Source organism: Lysobacter concretionis Ko07 = DSM 16239 (assembly GCF_000768345.1).
Taxonomy (GTDB): domain Bacteria; phylum Pseudomonadota; class Gammaproteobacteria; order Xanthomonadales; family Xanthomonadaceae; genus Novilysobacter; species Novilysobacter concretionis.
This window is the reverse complement of sequence record NZ_AVPS01000025.1, coordinates 1-514: the sequence shown is the minus strand read 5'-3', so window position 1 is coordinate 514 and position 514 is coordinate 1. Positions and strand designations below refer to the sequence as shown.

The 514-nt window shown below is 67.7% G+C and carries 1 protein-coding gene; it reads left to right on the top strand.

Features of this window, described 5'->3' with window-relative positions:
• Positions 1-489: OmpA family protein (locus N792_RS13295; RefSeq protein ID WP_036196163.1), on the top strand; the 489-nt coding region annotated here is incomplete at its 5' end.
• Positions 490-514 lie beyond the last annotated feature (25 nt).

The window sequence follows — 514 nt, the reverse complement described above, 5'->3', positions numbered from 1 at the left end:
GCTCCGGCCCCGGTGGCCCCGAGCTGCGCGGACCTGGACGACGACGGCGACGGCGTCAACAACTGCGACGACAAGTGCCCGGATTCGCAGGCTGGCCAGACCATCGGTCCGGACGGCTGCCCGGTGCCGGTCTCGATCGACCTGAAGGGCGTGAACTTCGACTTCGACAAGTCGACCCTGCGTCCGGACGCGGTGTCGATCCTGAGCGAGGCGACCCAGATCCTGCAGCGTTACCCGGAGCTGAAGGTCGAAGTGGCCGGTCACACCGACTCCAAGGGCACCGACGCGTACAACCAGGCGCTGTCCGAGCGTCGCGCGACGGCGGTGTACAACTACCTGACCAGCAACGGCGTGGACGCCTCGCGTCTGGTGGGTCCGAACGGTTACGGCGAGAGCCGCCCGATCGCGCCGAACACCAACCCGGACGGTTCGGACAACCCGGAAGGCCGCGCGCTGAACCGCCGCACCGAGTTGAACGTCCAGAACTGAGTGTCACGTGAGTGACAGGCGGCTC